28 protein-coding genes are annotated in these 25,321 nt (G+C 59.5%); 14 read left to right on the forward strand and 14 right to left on the reverse strand.

Features of this window, described 5'->3' with window-relative positions; translation table 11 throughout:
* The first annotated feature begins 501 nt into the window (after positions 1 to 501).
* The 3 genes from FGW20_RS07645 (at position 502) to FGW20_RS07655 (ending at position 4,383) form a co-directional block, all read left to right on the forward strand.
* Entirely contained in the window at positions 502 to 1,383 is an 882-nt protein-coding gene (locus FGW20_RS07645) for a hypothetical protein (RefSeq protein WP_292392291.1), read from the forward strand.
* A gap of 224 nt (positions 1,384 to 1,607) precedes the next feature.
* Positions 1,608 to 3,032 (forward strand): amino acid permease, encoded by a 1,425-nt coding sequence (locus FGW20_RS07650; RefSeq protein ID WP_301677494.1) that lies wholly within the window; start codon positions 1,608 to 1,610, stop codon positions 3,030 to 3,032.
* A 142-nt stretch (positions 3,033 to 3,174) separates the two neighbouring features.
* Entirely contained in the window at positions 3,175 to 4,383 is a 1,209-nt protein-coding gene (locus tag FGW20_RS07655; RefSeq protein ID WP_301677495.1) for an inositol-3-phosphate synthase, read from the forward strand.
* An 11-nt stretch (positions 4,384 to 4,394) separates the two neighbouring features.
* Here FGW20_RS07655 and FGW20_RS07660 read toward each other — a convergent pair whose 3' ends face one another.
* The 7 genes from FGW20_RS07660 to FGW20_RS07690 all read right to left on the reverse strand — a co-directional run bounded on the left by FGW20_RS07660 (position 4,395) and on the right by FGW20_RS07690 (position 10,698).
* A complete protein-coding gene (locus FGW20_RS07660; protein WP_301677496.1) occupies positions 4,395 to 5,042 on the reverse strand; it encodes a DUF2284 domain-containing protein in 648 nt (215 codons plus the stop codon).
* Positions 5,043 to 5,607: 565 nt separating this feature from the next.
* Entirely contained in the window at positions 5,608 to 6,735 is a 1,128-nt protein-coding gene (locus FGW20_RS07665; RefSeq protein WP_301677497.1) for a helix-turn-helix domain-containing protein, read from the reverse strand.
* Complete coding sequence (locus tag FGW20_RS07670) at positions 6,719 to 7,705, reverse strand: homoserine dehydrogenase (RefSeq protein ID WP_301677606.1); 987 nt, start codon at positions 7,703 to 7,705, stop codon at positions 6,719 to 6,721. Before FGW20_RS07670 ends, FGW20_RS07665 begins: the two co-directional genes overlap by 17 nt.
* Entirely contained in the window at positions 7,705 to 8,196 is a 492-nt protein-coding gene (locus tag FGW20_RS07675) for an amino acid-binding protein (protein WP_301677498.1), read from the reverse strand. Before FGW20_RS07675 ends, FGW20_RS07670 begins: the two co-directional genes overlap by 1 nt.
* Positions 8,197 to 8,311: 115 nt before the next feature.
* Complete coding sequence (locus FGW20_RS07680) at positions 8,312 to 9,028, reverse strand: DUF169 domain-containing protein (RefSeq protein ID WP_301677499.1); 717 nt, start codon at positions 9,026 to 9,028, stop codon at positions 8,312 to 8,314.
* 73 nt (positions 9,029 to 9,101) lie between these two features.
* A complete protein-coding gene (locus tag FGW20_RS07685) occupies positions 9,102 to 9,914 on the reverse strand; it encodes an NAD(+)/NADH kinase (protein ID WP_301677500.1) in 813 nt (270 codons plus the stop codon).
* A 7-nt stretch (positions 9,915 to 9,921) separates the two neighbouring features.
* A complete protein-coding gene (locus FGW20_RS07690; RefSeq protein WP_301677501.1) occupies positions 9,922 to 10,698 on the reverse strand; it encodes a bifunctional fructose-bisphosphatase/inositol-phosphate phosphatase in 777 nt (258 codons plus the stop codon).
* An 89-nt stretch (positions 10,699 to 10,787) separates the two neighbouring features.
* Between FGW20_RS07690 and FGW20_RS07695 the strand changes: the two genes are divergently transcribed.
* The 3 genes from FGW20_RS07695 (at position 10,788) to FGW20_RS07705 (ending at position 12,406) form a co-directional block, all read left to right on the forward strand.
* Entirely contained in the window at positions 10,788 to 11,165 is a 378-nt protein-coding gene (locus tag FGW20_RS07695; RefSeq protein WP_301677502.1) for a translation initiation factor IF-5A, read from the forward strand.
* Between the two features lie 25 nt (positions 11,166 to 11,190).
* The gene (gene speB, locus FGW20_RS07700; protein WP_301677503.1) at positions 11,191 to 12,042 is read left to right on the forward strand and encodes an agmatinase; all 852 of its coding nucleotides are present in this window, start codon (positions 11,191 to 11,193) and stop codon (positions 12,040 to 12,042) included.
* A 199-nt stretch (positions 12,043 to 12,241) separates the two neighbouring features.
* On the forward strand, positions 12,242 to 12,406 hold the full coding sequence (locus FGW20_RS07705; RefSeq protein WP_301677504.1) for a nucleotidyltransferase domain-containing protein: 165 nt from the start codon (positions 12,242 to 12,244) through the stop codon (positions 12,404 to 12,406).
* A gap of 445 nt (positions 12,407 to 12,851) precedes the next feature.
* Here FGW20_RS07705 and FGW20_RS07710 read toward each other — a convergent pair whose 3' ends face one another.
* Both FGW20_RS07710 and FGW20_RS07715 read right to left on the reverse strand, forming a co-directional pair.
* Complete coding sequence (locus FGW20_RS07710; RefSeq protein WP_301677505.1) at positions 12,852 to 13,130, reverse strand: hypothetical protein; 279 nt, start codon at positions 13,128 to 13,130, stop codon at positions 12,852 to 12,854.
* Positions 13,130 to 13,546 carry a DUF7557 family protein gene (locus FGW20_RS07715; RefSeq protein WP_301677506.1) on the reverse strand — a complete coding sequence of 139 codons (417 nt, stop codon included), beginning with the start codon at positions 13,544 to 13,546 and terminating at the stop codon, positions 13,130 to 13,132. Before FGW20_RS07715 ends, FGW20_RS07710 begins: the two co-directional genes overlap by 1 nt.
* A 292-nt stretch (positions 13,547 to 13,838) precedes the next feature.
* Here FGW20_RS07715 and FGW20_RS13335 point away from each other — a divergent pair, with 292 nt between their 5' ends.
* Positions 13,839 to 14,024 carry a type II toxin-antitoxin system HicA family toxin gene (locus FGW20_RS13335; protein ID WP_367617930.1) on the forward strand — a complete coding sequence of 62 codons (186 nt, stop codon included), beginning with the start codon at positions 13,839 to 13,841 and terminating at the stop codon, positions 14,022 to 14,024.
* Positions 14,025 to 14,158: 134 nt separating this feature from the next.
* Positions 14,159 to 15,580 (forward strand): RNA-guided endonuclease InsQ/TnpB family protein, encoded by a 1,422-nt coding sequence (locus tag FGW20_RS07720; protein ID WP_301677507.1) that lies wholly within the window; start codon positions 14,159 to 14,161, stop codon positions 15,578 to 15,580.
* A gap of 490 nt (positions 15,581 to 16,070) precedes the next feature.
* Here FGW20_RS07720 and FGW20_RS07725 read toward each other — a convergent pair whose 3' ends face one another.
* Complete coding sequence (locus FGW20_RS07725; RefSeq protein WP_301677508.1) at positions 16,071 to 16,733, reverse strand: hypothetical protein; 663 nt, start codon at positions 16,731 to 16,733, stop codon at positions 16,071 to 16,073.
* Positions 16,734 to 17,084: 351 nt separating this feature from the next.
* On the opposite strand from FGW20_RS07725, the gene FGW20_RS07730 reads away from it, so the two are divergent.
* Together FGW20_RS07730 and FGW20_RS07735 are read left to right on the forward strand one after the other, a co-directional pair.
* Positions 17,085 to 17,666 (forward strand): flagellin, encoded by a 582-nt coding sequence (locus FGW20_RS07730; RefSeq protein ID WP_301677509.1) that lies wholly within the window; start codon positions 17,085 to 17,087, stop codon positions 17,664 to 17,666.
* Between the two features lie 11 nt (positions 17,667 to 17,677).
* Complete coding sequence (locus tag FGW20_RS07735) at positions 17,678 to 18,292, forward strand: flagellin (RefSeq protein WP_301677510.1); 615 nt, start codon at positions 17,678 to 17,680, stop codon at positions 18,290 to 18,292.
* A gap of 567 nt (positions 18,293 to 18,859) precedes the next feature.
* Here the strand turns inward: FGW20_RS07735 and FGW20_RS07740 are convergent.
* From FGW20_RS07740 to FGW20_RS13340, 4 genes are all read right to left on the reverse strand, one after another.
* Complete coding sequence (locus tag FGW20_RS07740) at positions 18,860 to 20,683, reverse strand: hypothetical protein (RefSeq protein WP_301677511.1); 1,824 nt, start codon at positions 20,681 to 20,683, stop codon at positions 18,860 to 18,862.
* A 597-nt stretch (positions 20,684 to 21,280) separates the two neighbouring features.
* The gene (gene rhuM, locus FGW20_RS07745; RefSeq protein ID WP_301677512.1) at positions 21,281 to 21,526 is read right to left on the reverse strand and encodes a RhuM family protein; all 246 of its coding nucleotides are present in this window, start codon (positions 21,524 to 21,526) and stop codon (positions 21,281 to 21,283) included.
* Positions 21,527 to 21,528: 2 nt separating this feature from the next.
* On the reverse strand, positions 21,529 to 21,774 hold the full coding sequence (locus FGW20_RS07750; RefSeq protein WP_301677513.1) for a virulence RhuM family protein: 246 nt from the start codon (positions 21,772 to 21,774) through the stop codon (positions 21,529 to 21,531).
* Between the two features lie 444 nt (positions 21,775 to 22,218).
* Positions 22,219 to 22,536: an EVE domain-containing protein gene (locus FGW20_RS13340; protein ID WP_367617931.1), complete on the reverse strand. Its 318-nt coding sequence runs from the start codon at positions 22,534 to 22,536 to the stop codon at positions 22,219 to 22,221.
* 247 nt (positions 22,537 to 22,783) lie between these two features.
* Here FGW20_RS13340 and FGW20_RS07760 point away from each other — a divergent pair, with 247 nt between their 5' ends.
* The 4 genes from FGW20_RS07760 to arlH are packed head-to-tail and all read left to right on the forward strand — an operon-like array spanning position 22,784 to position 25,318.
* Positions 22,784 to 23,590: a hypothetical protein gene (locus FGW20_RS07760; protein WP_301677514.1), complete on the forward strand. Its 807-nt coding sequence runs from the start codon at positions 22,784 to 22,786 to the stop codon at positions 23,588 to 23,590.
* 3 nt (positions 23,591 to 23,593) lie between these two features.
* Complete coding sequence (locus FGW20_RS07765) at positions 23,594 to 24,088, forward strand: flagellin (protein WP_301677515.1); 495 nt, start codon at positions 23,594 to 23,596, stop codon at positions 24,086 to 24,088.
* 2 nt (positions 24,089 to 24,090) lie between these two features.
* Entirely contained in the window at positions 24,091 to 24,570 is a 480-nt protein-coding gene (locus FGW20_RS07770) for a flagellar protein FlaF (protein WP_301677516.1), read from the forward strand.
* Between the two features lie 4 nt (positions 24,571 to 24,574).
* A complete protein-coding gene (gene arlH / locus FGW20_RS07775) occupies positions 24,575 to 25,318 on the forward strand; it encodes an archaellum protein ArlH (protein ID WP_301677517.1) in 744 nt (247 codons plus the stop codon).
* Positions 25,319 to 25,321 lie beyond the last annotated feature (3 nt).

Raw genomic sequence — 25,321 nt, forward strand, 5'->3', positions numbered from 1 at the left:
CGCCCGACATGAGGTTTCTGGGGAGGGAGATGCGGCTCAATGATTGCCCAGAGTTCGTCATCGATTTCCCGGAATGCCATACATCCCGGGTTTTATTCAAGGTCTCTTATAATTGTGGGATGACCTCGGTTTGATTTTGAAACAATACCCATGGGAGGTTTATGAAGGAATAATATTAAATATTCTCTTTGTTTTATTTCGCGGGTGAGACGATCAGGAGGACATATGAGAAATATAAATGCTCGGATGCTGTTTGCCTTGTTGCTGGCGACATGTGCTTTCACTGTGCCAGTTACGGCTGAAGAATGGGATGCACCATCCCCCAATGAATCCGAACTCCAGAATATGGGAGTTGTGAACGGAAGCCCAAACTGGGCTGGAATGCGAGACTTATCTCAATTTAGCAGGTACGAGCCTCAGGTTGAGGTGACGCCGCCGTCAAGGGAAACCCTGAAAAAAATGTATCCGAATATCATCTTTTACAACTCATCGGACCTGCCTATGCATGACATAGACTTTTCCGGGCAGGTATCGTTCAACCCGGACGGGAGTTTCACGGTGATCCGGACGGCGAGCGACGGGAGAGGGGCGACGGCAGCCGAGCCCGCTCGGATGCTCCCTCCCGCGCCGGGGGGAGATCCCCTGATGGAGTTACGGGGTGCCCATCCGAACGTAGAGAGAAACGCCGAGATTATGGGATACATCCGGACCTGCGGTCTCTCCAGTTGGTATGAGAGACCCTACAACGCAACCTGCCGCTATGTCTACCTTGTCCCGGGCACGTCATGCTCGCAGACGCAGGTGTACCTGAACAGGAATGTCAACGAACGAGAGGATCATGATAGTATCGTATGGGTGGGCCGGGTCGACCGCGGCGAAGAACTCCCGGTAGAGGCGTCCGATCCGCTTGCCAGCCTCTCTGTCCGGTACCCACGGGTGATGGAGAATCCCGCAGTAGAAGCGTTCATCAGGGAGGATAGACCGGAGCGCTGGGGTGAGGTGTTCGAGAACGAAACAACGGTACAGGTCTACCTCATCGCTGAGAACGCGGCCTTCAGGGAGCTGATCGCTACCGTAGGGGCAGGGGCCGTCACTGGTGTGATGGTCCTCGATGAGCAGCACCTTGCGGTCAATAAAACCGAAGCGCTGGCAATCGCCCGGGAGGACGTCTCCCCTGCTGCACAACTCATCGACATCCATCTCCAGATGAAAGACGGGAGGGTGGTGTGGATGGCCTCGTACATGGACGGCCCCGTCTACTCCTCGATCCCGGTGGACGCCGGGGAGGCACCGGCGCCGGGAGAGAAGGTTCCCGGCTTTTCCTCCGCCACAGCGGCCGGAGCGCTTCTGGTCCCGGCGGCGTTGCACTGGAGAAGAAGATGACCTCACGAGGGTGATGCCCGCCACGGTCCATAGCATGGGGTGAGAGCCTGGGGAATGGGGTGTTTTCCTGCGTACAGCCTCTCGCTCTGCCCCATGAACGCTCCACACCCCTTCGCGATCTTCCGCGTGATCCACGCCAGAACCCCCAATATAAGATGCAATGCTCCGCTAGATACCCCTGTGCGGAACCTTTATACCCGCTACCACCTCCCCCTCCCGCAATCATGGAGTTACAGCGGGGACTCTCGCAGTTCGACCTCACAAACATCATCGTCGGGGCGATCGTCGGTGCCGACATCTACATCGCGTCCGCCCTCACTGCGGGCCTGATCGGTCCGTTCTCGATCGTCCTCTGGGTGGTGGCCGGGCTCTTCGCCGCAACGATAGCGATGGTCTTTGCCTACTGTAGTTATTACGTCCCCCGTGTCGGCGGACCGTTCGCCTACGTCTCGGAGGCGTTCGATGACTTCTATGGGTTTCTCACCGGCTGGAGCATGTGGATCTCCGAACTCCTTGCCCTCCCGGTCTTTGCAATAGCGTTCGCAAACTACCTCCAGGCGCTGGTCCCCCTCACCCCAACTGCAGAGGTCGTCGTGAGAGCACTTTTCGTCGCGTCCCTGACGCTCGTCAACATCGTCGGCGTCCGGGCCGCGGGGAAGTTGAACGATGTCCTCACGCTCATCAAACTTTTCCCGCTCCTCCTCCTCATCGTTGCCGGGCTCGGCATCTTCATCGTCCGGCCGGAGACGGTCATCGCGAACTACACCCCCCTGCTCCCTCTCGGTCTCGATAACGCCGCCCATGCCCTGGTCCTGATCTTCTGGGCATACGCCGGGTTCGAGCTGGGGACGCTCCCGGCCGGCGAGGTCGAGAACCCGGGAAAGGCCATCCCCCGCGCCATCATCACCGGGATGCTGATCGTCTCCTTCTTCTACGTCTCGACGAACTTTGTCCTCTTCGGGCTCGTCAACTGGACCGAACTCAGCCAGAGCACCGTGCCGCTCGTCGTCGCCGGCACCGTCCTCTTCGGGTCGGCAGGGGCGATCATCATGACGGTCGGCGCCCTCTTCTCGGTGGCGGGGTCGGACGAGTCAGGAATGCTCGGCAGTGCACGGCTCGCGTATGCGATGGCTATCGACGGGCTCTTTCCTCGCGCCTTCGCACGGCTCCACCCGCGCTACAACACGCCCTACGTGGTCCTCGTCGTCCAGGGAGTTATCGCGTTCGTCCTCTCCAGTATCGGGAGTCTCCCGGGACTGATATCCTTCGCCGTCCTCACCCTTGCGTTCTCGTTCCTGCTCACCTGCTTTGCCCTTATTGTCCTGCGGAAAGACGACGGCATGACCCTCCGCGGCCAGCACCTCCTCCCCCTTGCCGGCATCGGCATCTGTCTCTTTCTCCTCTTCTCCACCACGACCTTCGATAAGGTCGCAGGAGCCCTGGTCATCCTGGCAGGTATCCCGGTCTACCTCTTCTTCTCTCCAAAACAGGACATACGCCATCTCAAGGCCCTCTTCCTCTCCGAAGAGGCCGTACTCGTTCGAAGGCTCGAGGCGCGGGAGACCTACCTCGCAAACTTCCTGAACCTCGCCCGTGCGGTCTTCCGGTGGGCCAGGCGGCCGGACAACCGCGAACCCGGGAGGAGATGACGGATATTCCCCTCCGGGCAACCGCCCCCGCAACCACTCCCGGCCGGCAGCAGCAACGGGGATCCGGCGCTCCGCCCCGTTCTCCGGAGCATGGCCCCCCGGCGCTTCCCCAACCATACCCTTATATCTCCCGCTCCGTATTATGTCGAACGCATACCTGCCTTCAGGGTTGTGCCGTCTTGGTGCCGGACGCATCGTTCGAGAGTGGGTGCGCTCTGCGGCATACCGGATCTATTGGGGGACCGTCGTGGACTCAATCAAGATTGCAATCGTGGGCGTCGGGAACTGTGCCAGTTCGCTGCTCCAGGGGATCGAATACTACCGGGGGAAGAGCGAAGACGACGCAACCGGGCTGATGCACTGGAACCTCGGAGGCTACCTGCCCTCTGAGATCGAGGTGGCTGCAGCGTTCGATATCGATGCGAGGAAGGTCGGGAAGGACGTCTCGGAGGCCATCTTCGCCCCCCCGAACTGCACCACCGCCTTCTGTCCCGGGATGCCGAGAACCGGTGTTACCGTCCGGATGGGGCGTGTGCTGGACGGGTTTCCCGGGCACATGCAGGGCTACAAGGAGGAGCACCGGTTCATCCTCGCCGACGAGGAGGAGGCCTCACGCGAGGAGATCGTCCGGGAACTCGAGGACTCGGGGGCCGAGATGTTGCTCAACTACCTCCCCGTGGGGTCCGAGGAGGCGGCACGGTTCTATGCCGGGTGTGCGCTGGAAGCAGGCGTCGGCCTCGTCAACAACATGCCGGTCTTCATCGCGAGCGATCCCGCCTGGGCGGCGCGGTTCCGCGAACGCGACCTTCCGATCATCGGCGACGACGTTAAGGCCCAGCTCGGTGCGACGATCACGCACCGGGTTCTCGCGAGCCTCTTCCGGCAGCGGGGCGTGAAACTGGACCGGACCTACCAGTTGAACACCGGCGGCAACACGGATTTTTTGAATATGCTTAACCGCGACCGCCTTGCCTCGAAGAGGACGTCGAAGACGGAAGCGGTGCAGTCGGTTCTGGAAGAACCTCTCGACGACGATAACATCCATATCGGCCCGAGCGATTACGTCTGCTGGCAGAAAGACAACAAGGTCTGTTTTCTGCGGATGGAAGGGCGGCTGTTTGGGGACGTTCCCATGCATATCGACCTCCGCCTCTCCGTCGAGGACTCGCCCAACTCCGCGGGGATCGTCATCGACGCCATCCGGTGCTGCAGGCTCGCGCTCGACCGGGGCGTCGGCGGTGCGCTCATATCCCCGTCCGCCTACTTCATGAAGCACCCCCCGTTGCAGTTTCGGGACGACGACGCCTACCGCATGACCGAGGAGTTCATCCGGGGCGCCCGGAATGATTGAAGGCCGGGGCGTCACTCAATCAGGACGAGACCTACCGAGGTGATCTTGCCGTGCTCGATCTTGCCGTACTCGAGATCACGGCAGGGGACGACGTGCAGGTCCCATCCGACCTTCCGGGCGGTGGAGAAGACGTCGATCCCGGCTCCCTCCATCGTCGGGCGGACGAGATCCATGTGCCGGCAGAGTCTCCGGATGCTCTCGTCGACGACCCCTTCGTGCTCCTCGGCGACGCAGTGCAGGTGCTCGCAGTAGATGCAGGGGTATCCCCCGAACCCGAAGGCTTTCGGGAAATCGTCGTAGAACGCCGTCTTCTCGAGGAGGTGCACCGTCGAGTTCACCCAGAGGATGAGGTCGCGGAAGAACGGGTGGAAGTCGAGCGGTATCTCGTCGGGTTTGAGGTCAGGATGCCCGGGAATGCCCTCGAACCGCAGAAGGAGGGCAGTACTGTACTCGCCGAGCAGCCGCCCGGTCTCAGCGGGGGTAGGCGCGTAAGGCGGGCAGGACATGTGTTTCCCGTAGCCCTTGCACCCGAACCGGCATTTGAACCGCACCCACTCTGCGACGACGACGTCGTGGGCGGCAATCTGCCGCGCTTCTGCTCCCCGCTCCCGTGCAAGGGAGGAGAGTTTCTCGATCTCCTCTTCAAGTTCGTTTCTCATCGTCTTCGCCTCGATGGGGGATATCTGCCGGCTCCGGGTATTTATGGGTAGCGAGGGGGGGGAGGGGGGTTACGGTGAGGTGGTGGTAGGAAGAGGAGGTGACGCTCAGGAGAGAGGCGTATCGGAGGGCACGATTGTAACAGGTGAGTGAGCCTGAACTGACGTCGGGATTACTATCGTGGTAAATAGGACAAACGGAGCGATGATATAGCCTGGTACACTAAACCGTGGGGGACTACGAAAACAGTAGAAATTGTCAAAAATGTCCATACGCTGGACCTTGGGGATATCGCCATGACTGCCCCCGCCCCCCGGGGCGGGGGAGGAGGCCGAAGGCCGGGTGGGGTGGGGGCAACAGATCTCGAATTTGGAACTTGAGCACCAGGGATGCGAACTGGAGACAGGGGAGGGAGGATGCTCCCCCCTCCCCGTCAGCCCCTCCCCCAATGGCGATAGCCCATGGGAATCCGTGTCCGGGGATGTGGGGCAATGAGTTAAAGAATGGGCGCACCACTCAAAAAAATGAGCATCTCAAGAACCGAAACCGAAGACTGCACCCCCGCTCTCACTCCACCGGTTCCCACCCGGTGCAGACGTCCCGTCCGGGGTCGAGGAGCACGTCGTGGGGGAGCCCGATGAGCGAGACCGCCGCGAGCGCCCCGATGACGCCCCGGCCGCCGTGGAGCCGGATGCCGAACCCCTCGGCGGTCGCCTCCGCCGCTTCCCGGGTGAGCACCGCCTCTCGCGCACTCCTGCCGTAGGCCCGGAGTCCGCCGGGCACCCGGAACCCTTGCCGGACGGCGACGCCCCACTCGGGGGACGCCGCCTCGCCGGCGACGAATCGCACGGCCGCCTCCTCGATCTGCGGCACCCTCTCGGGCTCCACCGCAAGTTCGATGTAACTGCAGGAGTTGCCGGCGGTCGCGCCTTCGAGCCGGGGGTTGAGCATCGCGACCCGGTGGCCGATCGGCATGACGCCGTCGAGTTTCGCGAGGTGCTGGAGGAGGGCGAGGGCAAGGGCGAACGTCGCGCCCTCACCCTCGACATCGGTGTCGTCGATCCCGATGGCGACGTAGGCGAGCGCCCGGGTGACCACCTCCCCCTCGACCACCGCCCCTTCGCGGCGGACGGTGACGCCGCAGACGCCTTCGGCAAAGGACATCATATCGGTGAGCGAGTAGGCCGGACCGCCGATACACCGGATCTGCTGGCGGATGCAGCCGTCCTCGTGGAAAACGCCGACGATCCCGACCGCCGGCGCGGGATCGAGCCCGACGGCGACCTCCCGCCGCCCGAGGCATGCCCGCTCCCGGAGCAGCGTCCCGTCGCGATGGACAGACTGCAGGGCGCCGCCGGCACGGGCGTGGTGGAACTCGCAGAACGCTGCGCACCCCCCGCTCATACACTCATGGTAGATCTCGACCTCGCCGCCGTCGATCGTGGTGAAGATCCGGCGGCAGGCGCTCTCCGGCATCACGCTGGTCGCCGCATACCGCGCCGCGTGCCGCCCCCGCTGCTCCTCCGTGATGAGGACGCATCCCTCCTCGATGAGACGGTTCACCCAGTCCTGGACGGTGCTCCGGGGGGTGTCGGTCGCCTCCGCGATATCGGCCACCGTAAAGTAGCCACTCTCAAGCGTCGCCTGACGCATCAGCCGCAGGTACTGTTTCCTTCGCTCAAGAACCCTGGACATGCCGATCACGGATGTAGAGGAGATCGCCGATCACCGCGCTGGCGGTCTCGGTGGAGCCCGCACCCTTCCCGATGAACGTCAGGTCTCCGGCGAGATCCGTTCCCACGGTGACCGCGTTGAGCGTCCCTTCGACGACGAGCGGGTGCGCTTTTGAGACGATCCGCGGCGAGACGCGGAGCACCCCGGCCTCCGGCACGACCTCGCCGATCAGCCGGATGGTGCAGTCCTGATCCTCCGCAAGCCGCAGGGCTTCGGGTGTCAGGAGGGTGATCCCCGTCCGCTCCACGTCGTCGAGCGTGGTCCGCATATCAAGGATGGTGTTTGCGAGGATGACCAGTTTGATCGCCGCATCGATCCCCTCGACGTCGTAGGTGGGGTCGGCCTCGGCGTACCCGAGTTCCCGGGCCTCGGCAAGAGCCTGCTCGTAGGTGAGGCTGTCCTCGGCCATACGGGTGAGGATATAGTTGCAGGTGCCGTTGAAGACCCCGTAAAGCCGGGAGATGGTGTTGCCCGCAAGACCCTCCTGCATCGCGTGGATGAGCGGGATCGCGCCGCAGACCGTCGCCTCGTACCTCAGGAAGACGCCGTTTGCCACCGCAAGATCGCGGAGTTCCGGGTACGCAAGGGCGATAGGACCCTTGTTCGAGGTGACGACGTGTTTGCTCCGTCCGAGAGCCGCCCGTATGTAGCCCAGCGCCGGTTCGCCGTCGTCCACGTCCGTCGGGGTCACCTCGACCAGGACGTCGTATTCCGCCTTCGCCACCACGTCACTGGGGGTGACGTCCGGGCTGCCGCAGGGGCCGCCGTTCCCCTTCCGGTCAAGCGCCGCCGCAAGGTCGATCCCGGCCGGATCGATGACCCCGCCCTTTGAGTCGGCAAGGCCGGTGACGGTGATATCGAGGTTTTTTGCAAGGATTGCCCGGGCGATTCCCCGCCCGACGGAGCCGAACCCGAGTATGGCGATCCGCATCATATACCCTCCAGGGGCTCGATGATGAGGAGATCCTTCTGCTCCGCAACATTGCGCAGGATCTGCACCGCCTTCTTCATCTCCGCCCGGGTGGTCGAACGGATGGTGATGCGAGCCGACGACGGGGAGTTGATCGCGGGCATGGCAAGAGAGAGGTCCGTCACCTCGGCCGAGCCGGTCGTGTCGATCCGGTCGACCGTATCGGAAAGATCCGTGTGCATCAAATGGCCGATCGTGATCAGTGTGCATTCGTAGAGGAGCCGCTGCTCGCCGATGCGCACGACGCTGACACCCTGCTCCCGGAGCAGTTCGAGGAGTTTGGGGAGAGACCCCTCCTCGGGGAGTTCCAGCACGATCTGGACGTCCAGCACCTCCGTAGCCGCCAGTGTCTCCCTCTGGTGGATAACCGCGATGATATTTCCCCCGACAGCCGAGATCGGTTGAAGGGCTGCGACCAGCTGTCCGGGCTGATCCTTCATCTCGAGCTTCATAGATACCTGCAAAAAACCACCTGGTGAATAGTTGACCTGCCGGAGTGATAAGCCTTTTACCCCGGAACAGTCCCTTGATGGGAAGTGTGCCGAAAAAATAGAACGGGATGTTGTATTACTTCACCGACCCGGGCGCAGCGGTGACGATCGGGAGCGCCCGGGCGAACTCCGGAAGGATCTCGGCGGGAATGCCCATGACGAGCTCGTTGTCCTCGATCCCGGAGAACCGACGCGAACCGTCGCACCCGAGCGAGTAGTTGACGTTGCCGGAAAGATAGGGCAGCGCGGTCGCGTCCGCGCAGACCGACTGGATCCCCGCCATCGTGGACCCGATCCGCCCGCCGAGCTGGTAAAGCGTCGTCTGCGCGAGTTTCAGCATCGCCCGGGGTTCGGCGACGATGACGACGACGTGGGGGTCAAACGGCGTCTTTTCAAGCGGTGCATAGACGGTCGCATACGTCTCGAGTTCCGGGACGTGCGGCACCTGCCGGATGGTTCGCATGCAGGCGGCCCAGCTCTCGAACTTGCCGAGCTTGTAGTAGAACTCTCCAGAACGGAGGCTCGGCGTGAGTTCCTTCAGTCCGAGGGCCCAGCCGCCCCCCATGCAGACGTGTTTGTCGGCTGTCGCGTAGAAGATCTCGCCGTTCAGTCGCGCCCTGGTGATCATCTGGCAGTGACGAACCGTCTCGTCAATCGGCCCGACCCCTTCGGGGATTCCCTCGGGGCTCTTTGCGAGTTTGACAGCGACCGGTGAGCCCCGCAAGTCGAGGGATTTCTTGAGCGTCTCTGCGATCTCCGCGTAGGGGATCTCCGCGCGCATCTGGTCTTCCATAATTGTGCTCACTCCTCTGTGGAGATAATCCCCGCCGACACTCATAAAATCTCTGTTCGGGGTATCGGCAGGGTCAGAGGTTGCGCAGTTTATAGTTCACCTTTTCAAAGAAGGGCTTGCCCGTGTGGACGAAGAGGGCGGGCTGATCAGCTTTCTTGACCGTGAGAGTAGCCCCTTCCTCCAGCTCGAACGTGTTCTGCCCGTCGATGACGAGGTGCGCTGGTTTCTCGGTCTCGAGGGTGATCTCGAGGTTTCTTCGGGTGCTGATGAGGTTGGGGCGGGATGAGAGCATATACGGCGCAAGCGGCACAAGGAGGAAACCCTCTATCTGCGGATCGACGATCGGCCCTCCCGCGCTCATGGCGTAGGCGGTCGACCCGGTCGGGGTCGATACGAGCAGGCCGTCGGCCCGATACCGTTCTGCGGGCGTGCCGTCGACGTAGACGCCGAACCGGAGCATCTTCGCCGGACGATCGGTGACGACGAGCCCTTCGTTGAGGGCGTCGCCGAGTTGTTTCCCGTTGGCGGAGAGGCTGACCCGCATCCGGCGCTCGACACCAAACCCGCTTTCATGCGCGGCGAAGAAGGCGCGTGCTTCGTCGGGTTCCAGGTCCGTGAGGAACCCCACCTCGCCCCAGTTGATCCCGAGAACCGGAACCTGTTTCTTCATCTGCTGGACGGTGAGGAGAACCGACCCGTCGCCGCCGACGACCACGACCAGGTCGCCGCCGATCTCTTCAAACGGAATACCCTCTTCCCCGAGACATTCCGCCGTGCTTTCCTCGAGAGCGACATCGTGTCCCAGGCCTTCGAGTTCCCGGCCGAGAGACGCCGTATAGCAAAGCGCATCCACCTCATCGATGCGCGATACCAGGACAATCTTCATGCGCGGTTCACCTCAGGTACTCGATGACCTTGTTGTGCACGATACCGTTCGTGGCGACGAGGCTCCGGCCGACGGAGACCTCGTCGGGGAAGACAAGCGCTTTCCCTTCGAGATCGGAGACCGTCCCCCCGCCCTCCTCGCAGATCAGCATCCCCGCCGCCGCATCGGTGACCCGGAGCGTCCCCCGCACGTCGATGAAACCGTCGATGCGGCCGCATCCGACGTAGCAGAGCTCGAGCGCCGATGCGCCGAGGAGACGCCACCGCCGGATCTTCCGGCCGATCATCTGGACATGCGTCGGGTCGAACTTCCGGCCGTAGACGCTCATGGCGCTCTCTTCGAGGAGCGATACTCCTGAGACGTGGATGGGATGACCGTCGAGGCAGGCGCCCTGTCCCCGGACGGCATGAAACGTCTCTCCCGTGGCGAGGTTCTGGACGTATCCCGCCTGCACAACCCCTCCTTCCGCATACGCGATAGAGAGGGCGTAGAACGGGATCCCGGCCACGGCGTTGTAGGTGCCGTCGACCGGGTCGAGGAAGATGGTTCCGCTCTCCCCGCCCATCTCGGCGCACCCGAGTTCTTCACTGATCAGGTGCCGGCAGAACGGGTGGCACATGAAGTAGTCCACGATGATATCCTCTGCAATCTGGTCGATCTTCTTTGTGGGCGTGCCGTCCGCGCCCATCTTTACGTACGCCCCTGCCTCAGGCGTTCCGACCATGCCGGCTATTGCATCGCGTACCGCCCCTGCCACGTCCTCACACGCCCGGATGAACTCCATCAACTCTCCTCATCCCGTCCCTTATTCTACGGTGTATTTATGTACTGTAATCCAGATACATTAATCACGCGTTTACCGAGTGAGACAATATGAAGGAACAGACAGAAGTTGGGAAACTGAAAGAGGGACGTTACGTCGTCGTAGATGATGAACCGTGCAGGATTGTCTCCATCGCTACCTCCAAACCCGGGAAGCACGGAGCGGCAAAGTCCCGGATCGATTGTATCGGCATCTTCGACGGCGTCAAGCGCTCGATCGTCCAGCCGGTCTCGGCAAAGACTTACGTGCCCATAGTGGAACGGAAGATGGCGCAGGTCATCTCGATCGCCGGAACGGCCGTTCAGTTCATGGACGTCAAGGACTTCGAGATGTTCGAACTCGACGTGACCGAAGAGCAGGTCGCCGCCCTTGAGCCGGGTAAGGAGATTCCCTACATATCATCCCTGGGCAAGAAGAAACTTGAGTGACCTTTTCTGGCTTACGAAAACGGGCATGCACGAGCTCGCCCATCTCCATTTTGCGGATGCGGATGCGTCCTACGAGGATGCCCGCTACGCCGTCTTCGGCGTGCCCTACGACGGTACGACGTCGTTTCGGCCGGGGACGCGGTTCGGGCCCCGGGCAATCCGGGAGGTTTCGTTCAACTTCGAGTCTTACGATCCCGCAACCGGGATTGACTTTTCTGAAGTGCCGATCACGGACCTCGGCGACCTTGCGGTCTCCCGGCTACCGGAGGAGGTCGTCGGGCAGGTCGCAGACGTCGCGGGGGATATCGTCCGCGACAACAAGGTGCCGGTGATGCTCGGCGGCGAGCATACCGCGACTGTCGGCGCGGTCCGGGCCGTCCGGCCGGATGTCTACGTCGTCTGCGACGCCCACCTGGACCTCCGGGACGAACTCGACGGGACGCCCTACAGCCACGGGTGCGTCACCCGGCGCGTCCTTGATACGGTCGAGGACGTCGTCGTCATCGGGGCGCGGAGCGGCGACCGCGAGCAGTTCGAGGTTGCGGCGGAGAGGACGCGCCTCTACACCGCCGATACGGTGCGGGAGCGGGGGATCGGCGCCGTCCTCCGGGAGGTCCGGGAGCACGTTGCGGGGAGGAGGATCTACCTCTCGATCGACGCCGATGCGATCGACTGCTGTCTCACCCCCGGCCTCGGGACGCCCGAGCCGTTCGGGATGACGCCGCTCGATATCCGGGAGGTCGTGCGTGCCCTTGCGCCCGAGATCGCGGGGTTCGATTACGTGGAGGTCGCGCCGTTCGATTCCGGGCAGACGGCGGCGGTGGCGGCGCAGATCGTGCGGGAGTTCATCGCCCGGCACTGGGTTGCCGGACGGTGAAGGCCCGGGATCTTTTCTGAACCTCGTTTGGAGCCTGCCCAACCCGGAGAGCATGTCTCCGGACAACAGTCAGCCTCTCCCGCCGGTTCTCCTCGCGATCAAACCCCCATTCTACACGGCTCCCTCCGGACATGCGACCGCCCCATGAATGCCTGGAGCAGTAACCATAATAGTTGTATATCCACAACTACTCCGTTGTATGCCGTTGGTCAAGCGGCCGATCGTCCATGAGTTCGCGGCAAAAGCACGAGAGGTGTGCGGAGACGCAATAGAAGAGATCATACTCTGTGGCTCTGTAGCCCGGGGAGATGATCGGCCTGACTCAGATATCGATATCCTGGTGATTACGCCTGAAGAGGACTAACGCCCTCGCGAATACCTCACCGGATTTGCTTTAGATCTGCTGATGCAGACGGGTGAGCGGCTCCTGGTCAAGGTACTCTCCCGTGCCGATGTTGCGGCGCACCGGCAGTATCCCTTTGTCAGACATGCTCTCCGGGATGGCGTGGCGGTTTAACTCGGATACTGTCTCTTGAGGTCGGGGAGACAGGAGTCTGAATACACTTTGTTCTCAAGGCACCAGTTCCGAACGAAAGTACACCTCGCAAAGCCGTTGAACAGCCGTTGCTCAACGGCATGAGAGAGGTATGCTCGGTAGCAGGTGACGCGTCTCATTGCAGGCTCTCTGGATGGACGCTCATCAGGCCATAAGGCATCCCGTGCGGGGTGAAAGGGAACAGACCAAGGGGCGCAATTTTCCCCACGGCTCAAGCCGGGAACTTGCTTGCGCCCTTTGAGCCCGTTTTCTGTCAGAGGATGCCCGACTCTTCGTAGAGTGCGGCCAGCCCCTGCCTGTCAAGTCGGCAGTCCACCAGATCCTCGAACTGCTGTCGGGAGAGGCCGAGCTGCTCGGCCATGATGGAGAGCAGCCTATCGCTTATCTCCTTCTTCCCGTGGCTGACCCAGGTGCGGATGGCGGTATCGCGGTCGTTATAGCGGAACGTCAACTTGATGTGCCCGGACATTTCCGCATGGAAACCCTTCTTTGTGAGCCGCTTTACAATGACATAGTTCTTCCGCGAGCCCATCAGGACTCTCCGTGAACGAGCAAGAGAAGTTTTCTCCGGAATTGAAGGGCGCCGTCTGTAAGGTCGCTCTCATCCCGCTCTACAAAATCCTCCCAGTTCGTCTCAAACTCGGCGGTAATCTCCATAAGACCTTCACGCAGATCCGGGGCAACTGCAAGCAGGCGGTATGCGTGGTTATACAGAATGTACTCCCTGTCCTCGATCTCGACGCACAACATGATAGGGTCTGCAAGTTCCCGGATCTCACCGCGCACCCGGACATAGATCAGGGGAATCTGGGTGGGCGGCTGGCTTTCACGGGCGTGAGAGACGAGCCGCCCGATCAGGTCGTTATATGTCTCACGGGGATGCACCTTCAGGCTGTTGAGCTGGTATTTTAACTCGGTTGAGATCTTGATTGATGATGTGTCGGGCATACCACTCTATACCACCGCGGTGGTATATATCCGGATCGGCTGGATGGGTACCTCAAATAGGCTTCCCCCTCAGTCAAATCTCCCCGCCGTTCTTCATCACTCATCGATAATATCATAGAAGCAACAGAGCTTCATTTCGAAGAGGAAATCGAGAAGGGCGAACAAATTACCGTCTACACCACGCCCGAATCTTCGGAAGAAACGACCCCTGACAAGCCACATCTTAAGTTTAGTTACAAGGTCGATATCATTGCCAGGACGGCCAGTTGTTAGTGGATATCAGGTGATCAGAATGCTCGAATCCATCGGGTATTCTTTTCTTCGCCAAACCGGAAGTCATGTCAGAATGGGAAAACAATATGAAACTGGGATTAAACCTATCACCATCCCTCTCCATAACGAGTTAAACGTCCTCCTTAACGATATCTCCAATCAAACCAACATTCCCAGAGAAAAATTACTGGAAATGCTCCGGTAACCTCATTTTCATCTTGAATGGGCAAGGAGACCCCCTGCGCAAGTTGGGGGAGGAATTGCCCCTGTAAGAGCGTTACACTTTCACCCCGCGCATGGGAATTCTTAATGATTTATGGGATACAGAGACTGGGGATAATGGCACTGCGAGTCGTCAGCAACTACCTCCGTCTTTCCAAAAAGACGTTCCAGATACTCGACACGCTCGCGTACCATTCCAAAAGCATGTACAACGTGGGGCTGTACCATGTCCGGCAGCACTATGCGACGCATATGGGGAACAGTGCGATCCACCTGGGGGTCCGGCCAGATCTGACCTCAAAAGTTGAAGTGCTTGTTGGATCCTACCTCCCCTACACGCGAAAGAAGGACTTCCCCTTCAAAGAGTACAGCACCTATGCGCAGTCAAGAGAGAACGAAAACTACGGGTTGCTGCACAGCGATACCGCTCAGCAGACTCTGAAGTCAGTTGAAGAGGCGTACAAAGGCTATTTTGAGCTGCGAAACCTGTACCGCAAAGGGCAGCTCGAATACCCTCCGGGTCCGCCGAAGTACCTGCCAAAAGATGGGAGGTTCAAGCTGGCATTCCCTCGAGCGCACCTGACGATCCGGAACGGCTCCATCACGCTGGGCATGTCCAACAAGTTCAGGAAGCAGCACGGTCTGACGGGGAAGGAGCTGACGTTCCCGATCCCCCCGTGCATCAAGCCGCACCAGATCCGAGAAGTCACGATCCTGCCGGTCAACAACGGGAACGCCTACAAGATCGAGTTCAGCTACAAAGTGCCGAACCAACCTCAGAATCTCGACCCCGATCAGTATCTCGCTATCGACCTCGGGCTCAACAACGTTGCGACGATGGTTGACACCGCCACCGGGGCTGCCGTCATTCTCGACGGTAAGCGCATGAAGTCGATCAACCGGTGGTACAACAAAGAGAACGCACGGTTGCAGAGCATCAAGGACAAGCAGAAGATCGGCGGGATCACGAAGCGGCAGGCATGGCTGCTGAAGAAGCGGGACTGCAGGATCGACGAGGCAATGAACCGGTATGTGAACTGGATCGTGGACCATGTTCTCAGGCACAAGATCGGTACGGTTGTATTTCCTCGCTGGGACGGGATCAAGGACAAGATCCGGCACGGCAAGCGAGGCAACCAGAACTTCGTCCAGATCCCCTTCCACAAGTTCCGGCAGAAGCTGAAGAGCAAGTGCGAGCAGTACGGGATCCGGTTCGATGACTCGCACTCCGAGGCATACACTTCGCAGGTGGATGCTCTCGCGCTCGACCCGATCCGAAAACCGCCCTATGGGAGGAAGCGGCGGGTCAAGAGAGGGTTGTACCAGAGTGCTCTGGGAACCCTGATCAACGCCGACGTCAACGGTGCTCTGAACCATTTGAGAAAGGTAGCCGGTGATTCCGTGATCCCACGGATAATCGGTAGTGGCCGTGTCAACCGGCCGGTGCGAATAAGGACGTCCTTTGAACCGTCAACCTTCGCACAAATTACATTGCAACCCTGTGGCCTCCAGACCCCCGTTGCAAGCCTCCTCCGATAGGTGGGGGTAGTTGACTCTTATCTACTGCCTTGACAACAGCTCGGTGGACGAGCGCCTGGCCGGGGAACCTACCCTCGTCTCGGCTGCTATCTGCTTCAAACACAAGAACTTCAAGATCCCGGACTTCAGATAATGTACTATCACGAGCAGGGGTGCATTATGATGAGAAGCCTGAACTATTGTATCCTTCTCCGGAAGGAGCCGAAAGACGGATATACTGTCACCGTACCGATCCTCGCTCGTGCTCGCGTCACCTTCGGGGAGACCGTCGAAGAGGCGATGGCACGAGAGGCCATCGAACTCTACCTTGAAGACCTCCGGGGGAAGGGTGAGGAGATCCCCACCGAGGAGGGGCGAATACACCCTCGCCGCCGAAGCCCATGCCTGAACTTACGGCCTTCACGGCCCAGAAGGTCATCAGAAATCCTTCTCAATCCTCGCCGCCGGTCGCCCCGCCCCGGCACCGGGGAGAGCCGTCCCCGGATCTATCTTAGGTACCCACATACGTCTCAGGCACCTGGATCTTTAGGTGGTAAGAGTCGATGCACCGGGTGTTGATGACGAAGTAGTAGTCGTGGTTCCCTTCGTAGAAGGTATGTACCCACTGCTCTTTTTTGAGATCGGGCTTGCCCTTCATGGCGATGAATTCGGGAAGGCGGAGGGTGACGATCTTGATCAGCCGGTTCGGGTCTTGTGCGTCCACGACCTGGCAGTTGAAGAACGGGATCTCATCGTTTGTGGTCGCGGTGTCCGAGTAGTCGAGCCGCCACATGGGGGACGGGACCCGGACGATCCCGGTGGTCCCCGACCATTGCCCGTCGATCGTCGCGTAGGTCACCCACCGGGTGGTGCCGGGTGCGGTCCCGGCTGGCGGGGTGGACATGTTCAGGCGAGTCTCCTCAGACGGGATCTGGTAGGTCGCGGGATCGATGAACCCGATCGTCTGCGGTTTCCCGTCCCAGGTGGGCACCGGAGTGGGTGTCGGCACCGTGGTTTGGGGGGGAATCGATGGTGTCCACGCCGGGGTGACCGTCGGTTCCGGTTCCCACAACCCCGGCAGCTCGCCGGTCGCCGCCGGCTTGATGACCAGGGCCAGCACGAGGACGATCCCGATAGCCAGAATGACGTAGATGAAATCCTGTCTGTTCGCCATACTTTGCTCCTGACCCTTGAGTCCCGTCTGCGCGGCCCCCCGGCCTCTCGCCCTCCGGCACCGGAGGGATACAGATTTTTTCGCGCGTGGAAACGTTATTTCCAAATTCGGGGGCTGACATCACGGATTTTCTAGTATAGGTATCGTTGCATCTCCGGCTACAAATACTTGCCTGAGTTTGATCGAGGCGGATAAACGGAGGCCTATACGCAGCCTTTATCAAAACACGCAATTTTCAAATCCCTCTTCTATTGAATATCTTTATATATCGGGTTATGTATATACTCCAAAGAACCGAATTAGTCTGAATGAGGCGCTCGTTCGGGCTCCGGTAACAGGAGGAAACGTTTCATGAGTAAATTCGTAAGAAACGAAGATGCATTTACCGGCCTCGAGGCGGCGATCGTGTTGATCGCGTTCGTCGTCGTCGCGGCTGTATTCTCGTATGTGGTGCTCGGCGCCGGGTTCTTTACAACCGGCGAGGCGCAGAGGACCGTGCATACCGGCGTGGGGCAGGCAACCTCGAACCTTGAGGTGTCAGGGCCAGTAGTCGTGAAGGCTACAAGTGCAGATAAGCTGGGCGAGATCGCCTTCTTCCTGCAGCTTGCTGCCGGGGGGACACCGGTGGATATGAACAAGGTGACCTTCACTGTATCGACGGCTAATGATCTGGTGACCTACAAGTTTAGTGAGATAGACGATGCGTGGTACGTGGATGGCAAGGTGCAAACAGGCGACAACGACATGCTCGACAAATTCGAGATGGTGCAGATCGCAATCAAGACCAACAGCACTGCAAGTAAAACGTTGCCTACCATCGGCACGAACGCCCGGTTCACCGTTGAGGTCAAGCCCGACATCGGTGCGGCGCTCCCGATCAACCGTATAGCGCCAGCTGATTTCAAGGCAGGCAATTACTACGAGGTCTACTGAGGTGGATGAGAATGATGAAACTGTTCAAGAATGAGGATGCATTCACCGGGCTTGAGGCGGCAATCGTCCTGATCGCGTTCGTCGTCGTAGCCGCGGTCTTCTCGTACGTGGTGCTTGGTGCCGGGTTCTTCACAACCCAGGAGGCACAGAGGGTCGTCCACACAGGCTCGCAGCAGGCCAGCTCCAGCCTGGAGATCATTGGTAATGTCTATGGGTATTCCACTACCGTCGGAGGAGACCTTACTTCCATTGAGTTCACCGTCGGAAATACCGCAGGCGGCACACCGCTCGATATCAGCCAGATGCTGGTGACGTTTACTAGTGGAGAGACGTCAAAGGTAATAGGGTATGACTCAGATCACTCCAGCGTGAATAAGACTGCAGCAACTCCGAAAGGTCTCCCAGCGGTCGGCAACTGGACTGTCAATACAACCTACAACGATATCGGCGCTCAGAACCATCTCCTCGAACCAGGAGAGCAGTTTGTGCTGAATATCACGTTCCCTGCGGAGGCAAAGTTGGGCCCCAACACCCCGTTCTCCGTGAACCTGCAGCCGGCGGTCGGTGCAGTCTACCCGATTAAGAAGACCGTACCGGCACACTTAAACCTGGTGAACATTCTCTAGCGGTGAACACTTACCACAACCCTTTTTTTATCTTTCAGGTATTGATGCAATAATTTTTGTAGGAGCCGCGGCCTGCACTAGAACCCGGCCCATCGAATACGTCGGACCTTTCCAAATATGTTGATCCTGCTACGCCTATCCCTTCCATCCGACGCTCATGGAAGTGGTTCGAAGAACCAGAGCGCCGGACGCGAGAGGATCAATGGAACTGACAGCATGAGCCCATGGATCTTCTCCCTCCGGCACGAGGCTGCCTGGAGGGCCGGATTGCAAGTTCAACAACGATCAATCTCAGGATCCACCACCTGCTCCCCCGCCAGATGATTCGGGAGACAGATACACCGTCCCACCCCAACCGACAGCACATTGCCGCGACATGCAACCCACTGTGGATGTGATCTTCCAGGTATAGCGCTGATTGGTGCGGGTATCGACCATCTCAACACTGGCTCAATATACCTCTCTTCTCGTATCAAATTCGGGGATGACCTCTTTTTGAGCACGACGAGGATTTAAGCGATATTGCACTGAGGAACCTCGGGAATCGCTACAAAAAAGAGTTCGGGTTCAGGGAGTATCCAATCCCGAAACCCCAATACAATGCTGAAAGAGCGTCTCAACAACCGGGATCCAGAGCGGGTAGCCGTTGAATTTTGCCACCGAGTAGAGGAAGAGCATCATCAACTGCCACGCGAACGGAGCGGCGATGAGAAGGAGCAGGGCTGCCGTTATCCACTTGTCTGGTATACCGAACCGCTTCTGTACCGCGATGAGGATAAGGGATGCAGCAAGCAGCACGAACGTAATCTGAGTAAAGAACGTGGTATAGCCGGCATACTGGCCACCATAAGGCTGGAAGAGCATCATAACGACAAGCAGCACCGGGGCGGAGACCGCGATGACGGCGGCCAGCGAGAGCGTCTGCCGCTTCGGGTCGGCACTGCTCAGGCGCGATACGGCATAGGCCCCGAGCAACCCCGCCGGCAGGTAGAACGGTGTCAAATACCGAATATCCGGGACGATACCGTTGCTGGTATTGAGCCCGTGCATCGACCGGAGATATGCCACCCAGACCGCGATGCCGACAACAGCAAGGAGCAGGATGACCTGCCGGTCCGACGCACTGAACCGTTCGGGTCTCCTCCATAGCAGGATGGGCAGCAAAACCAGCGCGATGATGATCAGCGGCGAGACCGCCACAAGGCTCATGTTCCCGGATTCGGGGGCAAAGAGGATGCCGAAGATATCGCCGGGCAGGGTCGACCATGACGACGAGAAGTGCCTGGTGGCTATCGAGAGGAAACTTCCAATCCCGCCTGACGGCGCCTGGACCGCCTGGACGACATCACCAACCGCCTCGGCCGAACCGATGAACGACCCATCGGTTCCGGCACGCCAGACCCTGCTCTGGTAGACGTAGAACGAGGGCACAAGGGGGTTTCCTGTCACGCAGATGTTGTTGATGAAGAGCGGCACGGCCCCGGCAAGCGTGGCAAGAGGGATGCAGAGCGCTTTTGCCGTCTCCTGTACCGGCCCCCGCTGGAGGCCGCGGGAGACCTGGAGCCCGACAAAGTAGAGCGCGGAAAAGACGAAGACCGCCAGCCCGACCTCCGGCCGCGCCCAGGCGAGCAGCCCGACGAATCCAAATCCGATAGCAGCCTCCCGGAGACCCCCGTACCGGATGTAGCGCACCAGGAACAGGAGGACTGCCGCCATCATCGCCGCCACAAGCATGTGGTCCTTCGCGTTTGCAGCCCAGAAGATGTAGGACGAACAGGAGATGCAGGCGATCGTCCCGAAGAGCGAGAGCCAGGTATCCTCAAAGATGGTTCTGCAGGTGAGGTAGACCATCACCGCGAATGCAGCAAAGAGGAGATGGTTCGTGAAGACCACCGCTGCGGCCTCCACGGGTGCATCCGGAGCGGTGAACGGCCAGGGGTAGTACAGGAACAGGTTTACAAGGAACCCGACGAACGCACCACCAATCACGAGCCACGTCCACCGAACTCCCCGCCAGCGGGCATACTGCGGCCGGTAAGCGTCGACCAGCACCGCCATCACAACCGGCAGCACCGACCAGAGGAGGACGATGGCCAGCCTGAACTGGTCGCCGAAGAGGCCGAAGAACCAGAGCGCCGGGAGCGAGAGGACAGGGAGCATCATGGTATAGCCGAGGAGGTTATGGTGAGACTGCATGTACGGCCCCGGCGTCCCGTTCAGGAATGTGCCGTACTTCCCCTCGTTCACGATGATCTGGTGCCCTTCCCCAAGCTGGTGCAGCTGGTTGACGGTGATCCACTCATCGTTCAGGAAGAGCGCCGGGTTCGAGAACGTTATGATGAAGAAGAGCGCGAAGAGGAAGATGAGCACCGGGATAAAGTTCCGGTTCAATAAACAGGATAGCGCCCCCTGCTCCGGCTGGCACCGGGCTTCTTCCGCCCGATCGTGTTGGGGCCTCGACGTCGGCCCTCGTCGTCGTGAACTCATAATAATCGCCCGGATAAACCATAGGAGGAGTTAATCTATCGATTGATAAATTGTCGGCCCATCAATTCTTATATCTTCGTATATTATCCAGTTCCATCACTCGAAAGCATTATATAAGACAACATTCAGGAGCATGGGCCAGGGGGCCTCACGACTTGCCTCGGGGAGGAGCCGGCCCCCGGTGTATCCCGATACACCCACACGTCTAGGCTGCCGGGCCTACGTGGTCACGTAATTGTTCACCCTCAGGAGGACGGCGCATCTGTTTCTGAAGATGCTTTCAAATCAACAGGCATCGCCCGGCAACGTTTACCGAAAACAAAATGCGGGTGGCTTCATGGGCCGGGATCAACTACCCATCAAGTACAGAAAAACCGGCAGATATCCGGATATATGCAGATCGTCAGCAATATTGCTGACGTTAATCTCTGGAAGCAGGTGCTCTGAATACAACCCATCACGTATTCCTCCCGTCTGGTGCTGCCCACCACGGGACATATTTTATTTCAAGTCTCCAGTAGTCTCATTGTTTTTGTTATCCCGTTCCTCTCCTTTGGGCAGGGCGGCCTCCTTTAGCATCCGGTCGAAATCGCTCTCAAAAAGTCTGTCCTGAACAACCCGGTACTTCTCAAATTCACTCTCTGCGAACTCCTTTGCCATCTCTTTTGTGGCCTTTCCACGGTCTTCGAGCAGTTTGCGATCATCGAACTCAAGGAACCGGTCAAGGCGTTTTGCCCAATCCTCCATAGTCATCGAACTGTTAGATATTTTCTAATAGTTGCATCACGGGTCAACTCGCCGCTTTCGTAGATGTTTTTGAGGTGTACGTTTATTATCGGAATAGTCACATCGAAGAGCGCCGCCATCATCTTCTGGCTCAACCAGATGGTTTCGTCCTCATACCTGACCTCGATTGAGCCTTCACCGGCGGCCGAGGTAAATAGCAAAAATTCAACCGTGCTGTTCCGTATCAGTTTCTTCTCATCTCCGCTCATAGTTCCACCCCTGCTCGTACGATATTGTGGAGACCCTGCCGAACGACGGGCTTTCTCTTCTGTGATCCCCGGATCTTCTATGGCGGTTCATGATGCACTCCTCGTTCATATCCGTCAGGATGGCAGAAACGCCTTCTCGTAATGGCCCGGCCACCACCCGAGGGGGGATGGCTATTCGAAGCCGGGACGATCTGCTCAAAGTCGAGCTCCGAACATCTGGATACACTACTTGACACTCTCCCCGGGCTAAAGCCCGGGAGATTCCTGGTTCGTTGACCGGGACGTGCACCGCCAGGGTCGGCGGTGTAGCGGTCTCCATCTCCGCAAGCGTGAGCCGGGTGTGCCCCACCCGGCTCTACAGGCATTTTGGACTCTCCTGGGCATAAAGAATCGCTGTTCAGGGTGAAAGTGAACGGATCTGGGGGTGTAATTCATCCCCGGCCTTCAGGCCTCCACCCCGGCCCGCTTGAGGATGAGCCGGTAGTCTTCCTCCGGGATCTCGCGCATGGCCTGCCGGAGGTGACTGCTCCACATTGTTTTGTTCGTGATGAACGTGAGATCCCCGATCAGCGGCTTGAACTCCAGCGGTTCGGCAAAGACCGCGACCGGCCGGGCCCACAGCGGAGACGCGAACGAGGCAGGGCTTGCGTGTTCGCTGACCGGCCGGAAATCTAAAACATCAATCTTATCAAGGAAACTCAAGACCGCTCCCCGCTCCGGCCGGCACCGGGTTTCTTCCGCCCGAAGATGTTGGGGCCTCACCGTCGTGGACACATACCAATCGCCCGAAAAACTCTGCCACACGCCCCTCGAATGTACACGAACCTCTTCTCTGGACAGTTCAAACCGGCTCATACGGGGGTCACGCCAGGCCGCAACTTCGCACCGCTACCAGAAGTCCCATCCCCAACCACCCCTTCACAAACTCCAGAACACCCCAAACCAACAGGAAATCACGCGCCCATATAGCAAAGATTTATAAATAATAATGATGATATAAATCAACATTATGGTGGGGGTAGACCAGGCTCAGATCGACAAAATACTCTCCGGTATATCTTCCGATGACCCAGAGACCCGTCTCGACGCTCTCGAGAAGGAACTGGACTTCGTCAAGACCTCGATCAAGCGGCTGCTCATCGACCTCCGGGAGCGGATGAACGAACTGGACAACCCATTCACCAGCGCCACCACGTCTCACACCAGGAACTGGTCCGAGCCGCCGGCTCTTGCTATGGACGATGAGGAGAGAGACGGTGAGATGCCCGCACTCGACACTCCCCCCGCAGGCCTCAGCGTGCCGGAGGTGCACCCGGCCCCGGAGGGGCTCGGCACCGGGTTCTTCCCCGCCGATCTCGGCCTCCCCACAGGCAGCATGGCCGCTCTCCCGGAGGCAAATCCTCCCGCCCCCGAGACGAAGGCCGCGGGAAAACTCAAACTGCAGAAGGTCCACCGGCTCTTTGCCTGGGTGCACCAGGGGTGCAACAAATACGGGCATGAGCATATGACGATCATGACCGACGCCTACCGGTCGATGGGCTACATCACCGACGATGTCGCCGATCAGATCCGGGAGATCATGCGGATGGCCCCCGAGACCCGGCACGACGTCGCTGATATCGGCCCGAACGAGTTCGTCTCGGAACTCTACGTTTTAAACCGGATCCTCGACCCCGAGGATGCAACGCTTGACCGGGACCTGATCGAGGTGCTGATGCTCTCCCGGCGAGGTTCGGGGGAACAGGAAAGCAGGAAGACATCCTCACAGGAACAAGATGCCGGTGATACCTGGATTGAGTTGCTGGACAGGATATGATGGATGTCGAGTGAAACCTTCACCACCGCGATGTTCCTTATCGCCGCCATTATATCGGCCGGCGTCCTTATCAACGCAGTCTTTCCCGTCATCTACACCCTATCAGGCACGATCACGTCGTCCTCTCACACCGTAGACGAACGGCTGAGCACGGACGTGAAGATCGTCACGACGTATGCCGGCAACGAGAGCAGCACCGCCAGAATCTGGTTGAAAAACGTCGGCGCCGGCAGGATCTCCAGCGCCGACGTGCAGAAGGCCGACGTCTTCCTCGGGGGCCAGGGCGACTTCGTCCGGCTGACACGGGCAACAGAGCTCGACTATGGAACCTGGAGGTACGAGATCCTCGAGGACGCGAACAATTACTGGGACCCCGGAGAGACACTCTACATCGAGGCAAAGACTGAAAAGTTCCCCGAGAAGGAAGATATCGTCTACTTCCAGTTCGTCCTCCCCTCAGGTCTCTATCGGTCGACCACCTTCACCGCGAGTGATTAGCCATGAGTGGAGGATCCCTCGTTGCATCCGGAATCGGCATCTTCCTCCTGGTCTTCACCGCCTACATCCTGATCGGCGGAGCCCTCACCACCACGGAGGTGATGGTCGAAGCGCAGAGCAACCTCGCCGCTCACCAGGAGGCCCGGATGCGGACGGCAATCGCGATTCAGGATACAACGATCGACGGCACGACCCTCTACGTCAGGGTGACGAACACCGGGAGCGAACCGGTCGTCGATCTTGCATCGATCGACGTCTACCTCCAGAGCGAGGGGGTTCCGGTCTACATCCCCCACGGCACCGACCCCTATCACTGGAGCACAGTGAAGATAGATCCGGACGGGATTCACCCCGGCCAGCTCGACCCCGACGAGACCCTCAACCTCTCCATCACGTGCCCGGAGGGCGCCAACCCTACGTGGGTCCAGGTCGTCACCCCGAACGGGGTCTCAGGTTCCGCATACATACAGACAGGTGAATGACGAAATGGCTCTGAGCGAAGACGCGAACCGCAGTATCCTCGATCAGCCCGACAGGACAATCCTCTCGACCGGGAACTCCGAGCTCGACAAGAAGATCGCCGACGGCCTCCCCCTCGGGTCGCTCACCCTCATCGAGGGTGAGAACGACACCGGCAAGAGCGTGCTCACCCAGCAGATCGTCTGGGGTGCCTTAAAGCAGGGGTTCAACGTCGACCTCTTCTCGACCGAGAACACGAGCAAGAGTTTCCTCACCCAGATGGAGTCTATGAGCCTTGATATCTCCGACTACTTCGCCTGGGGCTACCTCCGGGTCTTTCCCATGCACGTTGTCGGGTTCGAGTGGACAAAAGAGAAGATGCAGGGAACACTCGAGCGGATGATCGCCTACATGGAGCGGAGCAAAGCGGAGGTGATCGTCATCGACTCGCTCACCCTCTTCACTGAGTACGCCAAACAGGACACGGTTCTCACGTTTTTCACCAACTGCAAGAACCTCGTCGACCACGGCAAGACCATCCTGATCACCCTGCACACCTACGCCTTCGTCGAGGACTCGCTTGTCCGCATCCGCTCGATCTGCGACGCCCACCTCTTCATGAAGAAGGCGCTCGTCGGGGGCAAATACGTCATGATGCTCGAGGTCGTCAAGGTCCGCGGGGCACGAAAGACCACGGGCAACATCATCAGTTTCGAGGTTCACCCCGGGTACGGCATCAAGATCATCCCCGTCTCGGTCGCGAAGGTGTAAGCA

It is taken from the genome of Methanoculleus methanifontis (assembly GCF_030464365.1).
Lineage (GTDB): Archaea > Halobacteriota > Methanomicrobia > Methanomicrobiales > Methanoculleaceae > Methanoculleus > Methanoculleus methanifontis.

Excerpts from the sequence above, each read along its gene's own strand:
- FGW20_RS07645 (WP_292392291.1), top strand. The coding sequence starts at position 502 with ATGCATGACATAGACTTTTCCGGGCAGGTATCGTTCAACCCGGACGGG.
- FGW20_RS07650 (WP_301677494.1), top strand. The coding sequence starts at position 1,608 with ATGGAGTTACAGCGGGGACTCTCGCAGTTCGACCTCACAAACATCATC.
- FGW20_RS07655 (WP_301677495.1), top strand. The coding sequence starts at position 3,175 with ATGTCGAACGCATACCTGCCTTCAGGGTTGTGCCGTCTTGGTGCCGGA.
- FGW20_RS07660 (WP_301677496.1), bottom strand. The coding sequence starts at position 5,042 with ATGAGAAACGAACTTGAAGAGGAGATCGAGAAACTCTCCTCCCTTGCA.
- FGW20_RS07665 (WP_301677497.1), bottom strand. The coding sequence starts at position 6,735 with ATGTCCAGGGTTCTTGAGCGAAGGAAACAGTACCTGCGGCTGATGCGT.
- FGW20_RS07670 (WP_301677606.1), bottom strand. The coding sequence starts at position 7,705 with ATGCGGATCGCCATACTCGGGTTCGGCTCCGTCGGGCGGGGAATCGCC.
- FGW20_RS07675 (WP_301677498.1), bottom strand. The coding sequence starts at position 8,196 with ATGAAGCTCGAGATGAAGGATCAGCCCGGACAGCTGGTCGCAGCCCTT.
- FGW20_RS07680 (WP_301677499.1), bottom strand. The coding sequence starts at position 9,028 with ATGGAAGACCAGATGCGCGCGGAGATCCCCTACGCGGAGATCGCAGAG.
- FGW20_RS07685 (WP_301677500.1), bottom strand. The coding sequence starts at position 9,914 with ATGAAGATTGTCCTGGTATCGCGCATCGATGAGGTGGATGCGCTTTGC.
- FGW20_RS07690 (WP_301677501.1), bottom strand. The coding sequence starts at position 10,698 with ATGGAGTTCATCCGGGCGTGTGAGGACGTGGCAGGGGCGGTACGCGAT.
- FGW20_RS07695 (WP_301677502.1), top strand. The coding sequence starts at position 10,788 with ATGAAGGAACAGACAGAAGTTGGGAAACTGAAAGAGGGACGTTACGTC.
- speB (WP_301677503.1), top strand. The coding sequence starts at position 11,191 with ATGCACGAGCTCGCCCATCTCCATTTTGCGGATGCGGATGCGTCCTAC.
- FGW20_RS07705 (WP_301677504.1), top strand. The coding sequence starts at position 12,242 with ATGCCGTTGGTCAAGCGGCCGATCGTCCATGAGTTCGCGGCAAAAGCA.
- FGW20_RS07710 (WP_301677505.1), bottom strand. The coding sequence starts at position 13,130 with ATGGGCTCGCGGAAGAACTATGTCATTGTAAAGCGGCTCACAAAGAAG.
- FGW20_RS07715 (WP_301677506.1), bottom strand. The coding sequence starts at position 13,546 with ATGCCCGACACATCATCAATCAAGATCTCAACCGAGTTAAAATACCAG.
- FGW20_RS13335 (WP_367617930.1), top strand. The coding sequence starts at position 13,839 with ATGCTCGAATCCATCGGGTATTCTTTTCTTCGCCAAACCGGAAGTCAT.
- FGW20_RS07720 (WP_301677507.1), top strand. The coding sequence starts at position 14,159 with ATGGCACTGCGAGTCGTCAGCAACTACCTCCGTCTTTCCAAAAAGACG.
- FGW20_RS07725 (WP_301677508.1), bottom strand. The coding sequence starts at position 16,733 with ATGGCGAACAGACAGGATTTCATCTACGTCATTCTGGCTATCGGGATC.
- FGW20_RS07730 (WP_301677509.1), top strand. The coding sequence starts at position 17,085 with ATGAGTAAATTCGTAAGAAACGAAGATGCATTTACCGGCCTCGAGGCG.
- FGW20_RS07735 (WP_301677510.1), top strand. The coding sequence starts at position 17,678 with ATGATGAAACTGTTCAAGAATGAGGATGCATTCACCGGGCTTGAGGCG.
- rhuM (WP_301677512.1), bottom strand. The coding sequence starts at position 21,526 with ATGGAGGATTGGGCAAAACGCCTTGACCGGTTCCTTGAGTTCGATGAT.
- FGW20_RS07750 (WP_301677513.1), bottom strand. The coding sequence starts at position 21,774 with ATGAGCGGAGATGAGAAGAAACTGATACGGAACAGCACGGTTGAATTT.
- FGW20_RS07760 (WP_301677514.1), top strand. The coding sequence starts at position 22,784 with ATGGTGGGGGTAGACCAGGCTCAGATCGACAAAATACTCTCCGGTATA.
- FGW20_RS07765 (WP_301677515.1), top strand. The coding sequence starts at position 23,594 with ATGTCGAGTGAAACCTTCACCACCGCGATGTTCCTTATCGCCGCCATT.
- FGW20_RS07770 (WP_301677516.1), top strand. The coding sequence starts at position 24,091 with ATGAGTGGAGGATCCCTCGTTGCATCCGGAATCGGCATCTTCCTCCTG.
- arlH (WP_301677517.1), top strand. The coding sequence starts at position 24,575 with ATGGCTCTGAGCGAAGACGCGAACCGCAGTATCCTCGATCAGCCCGAC.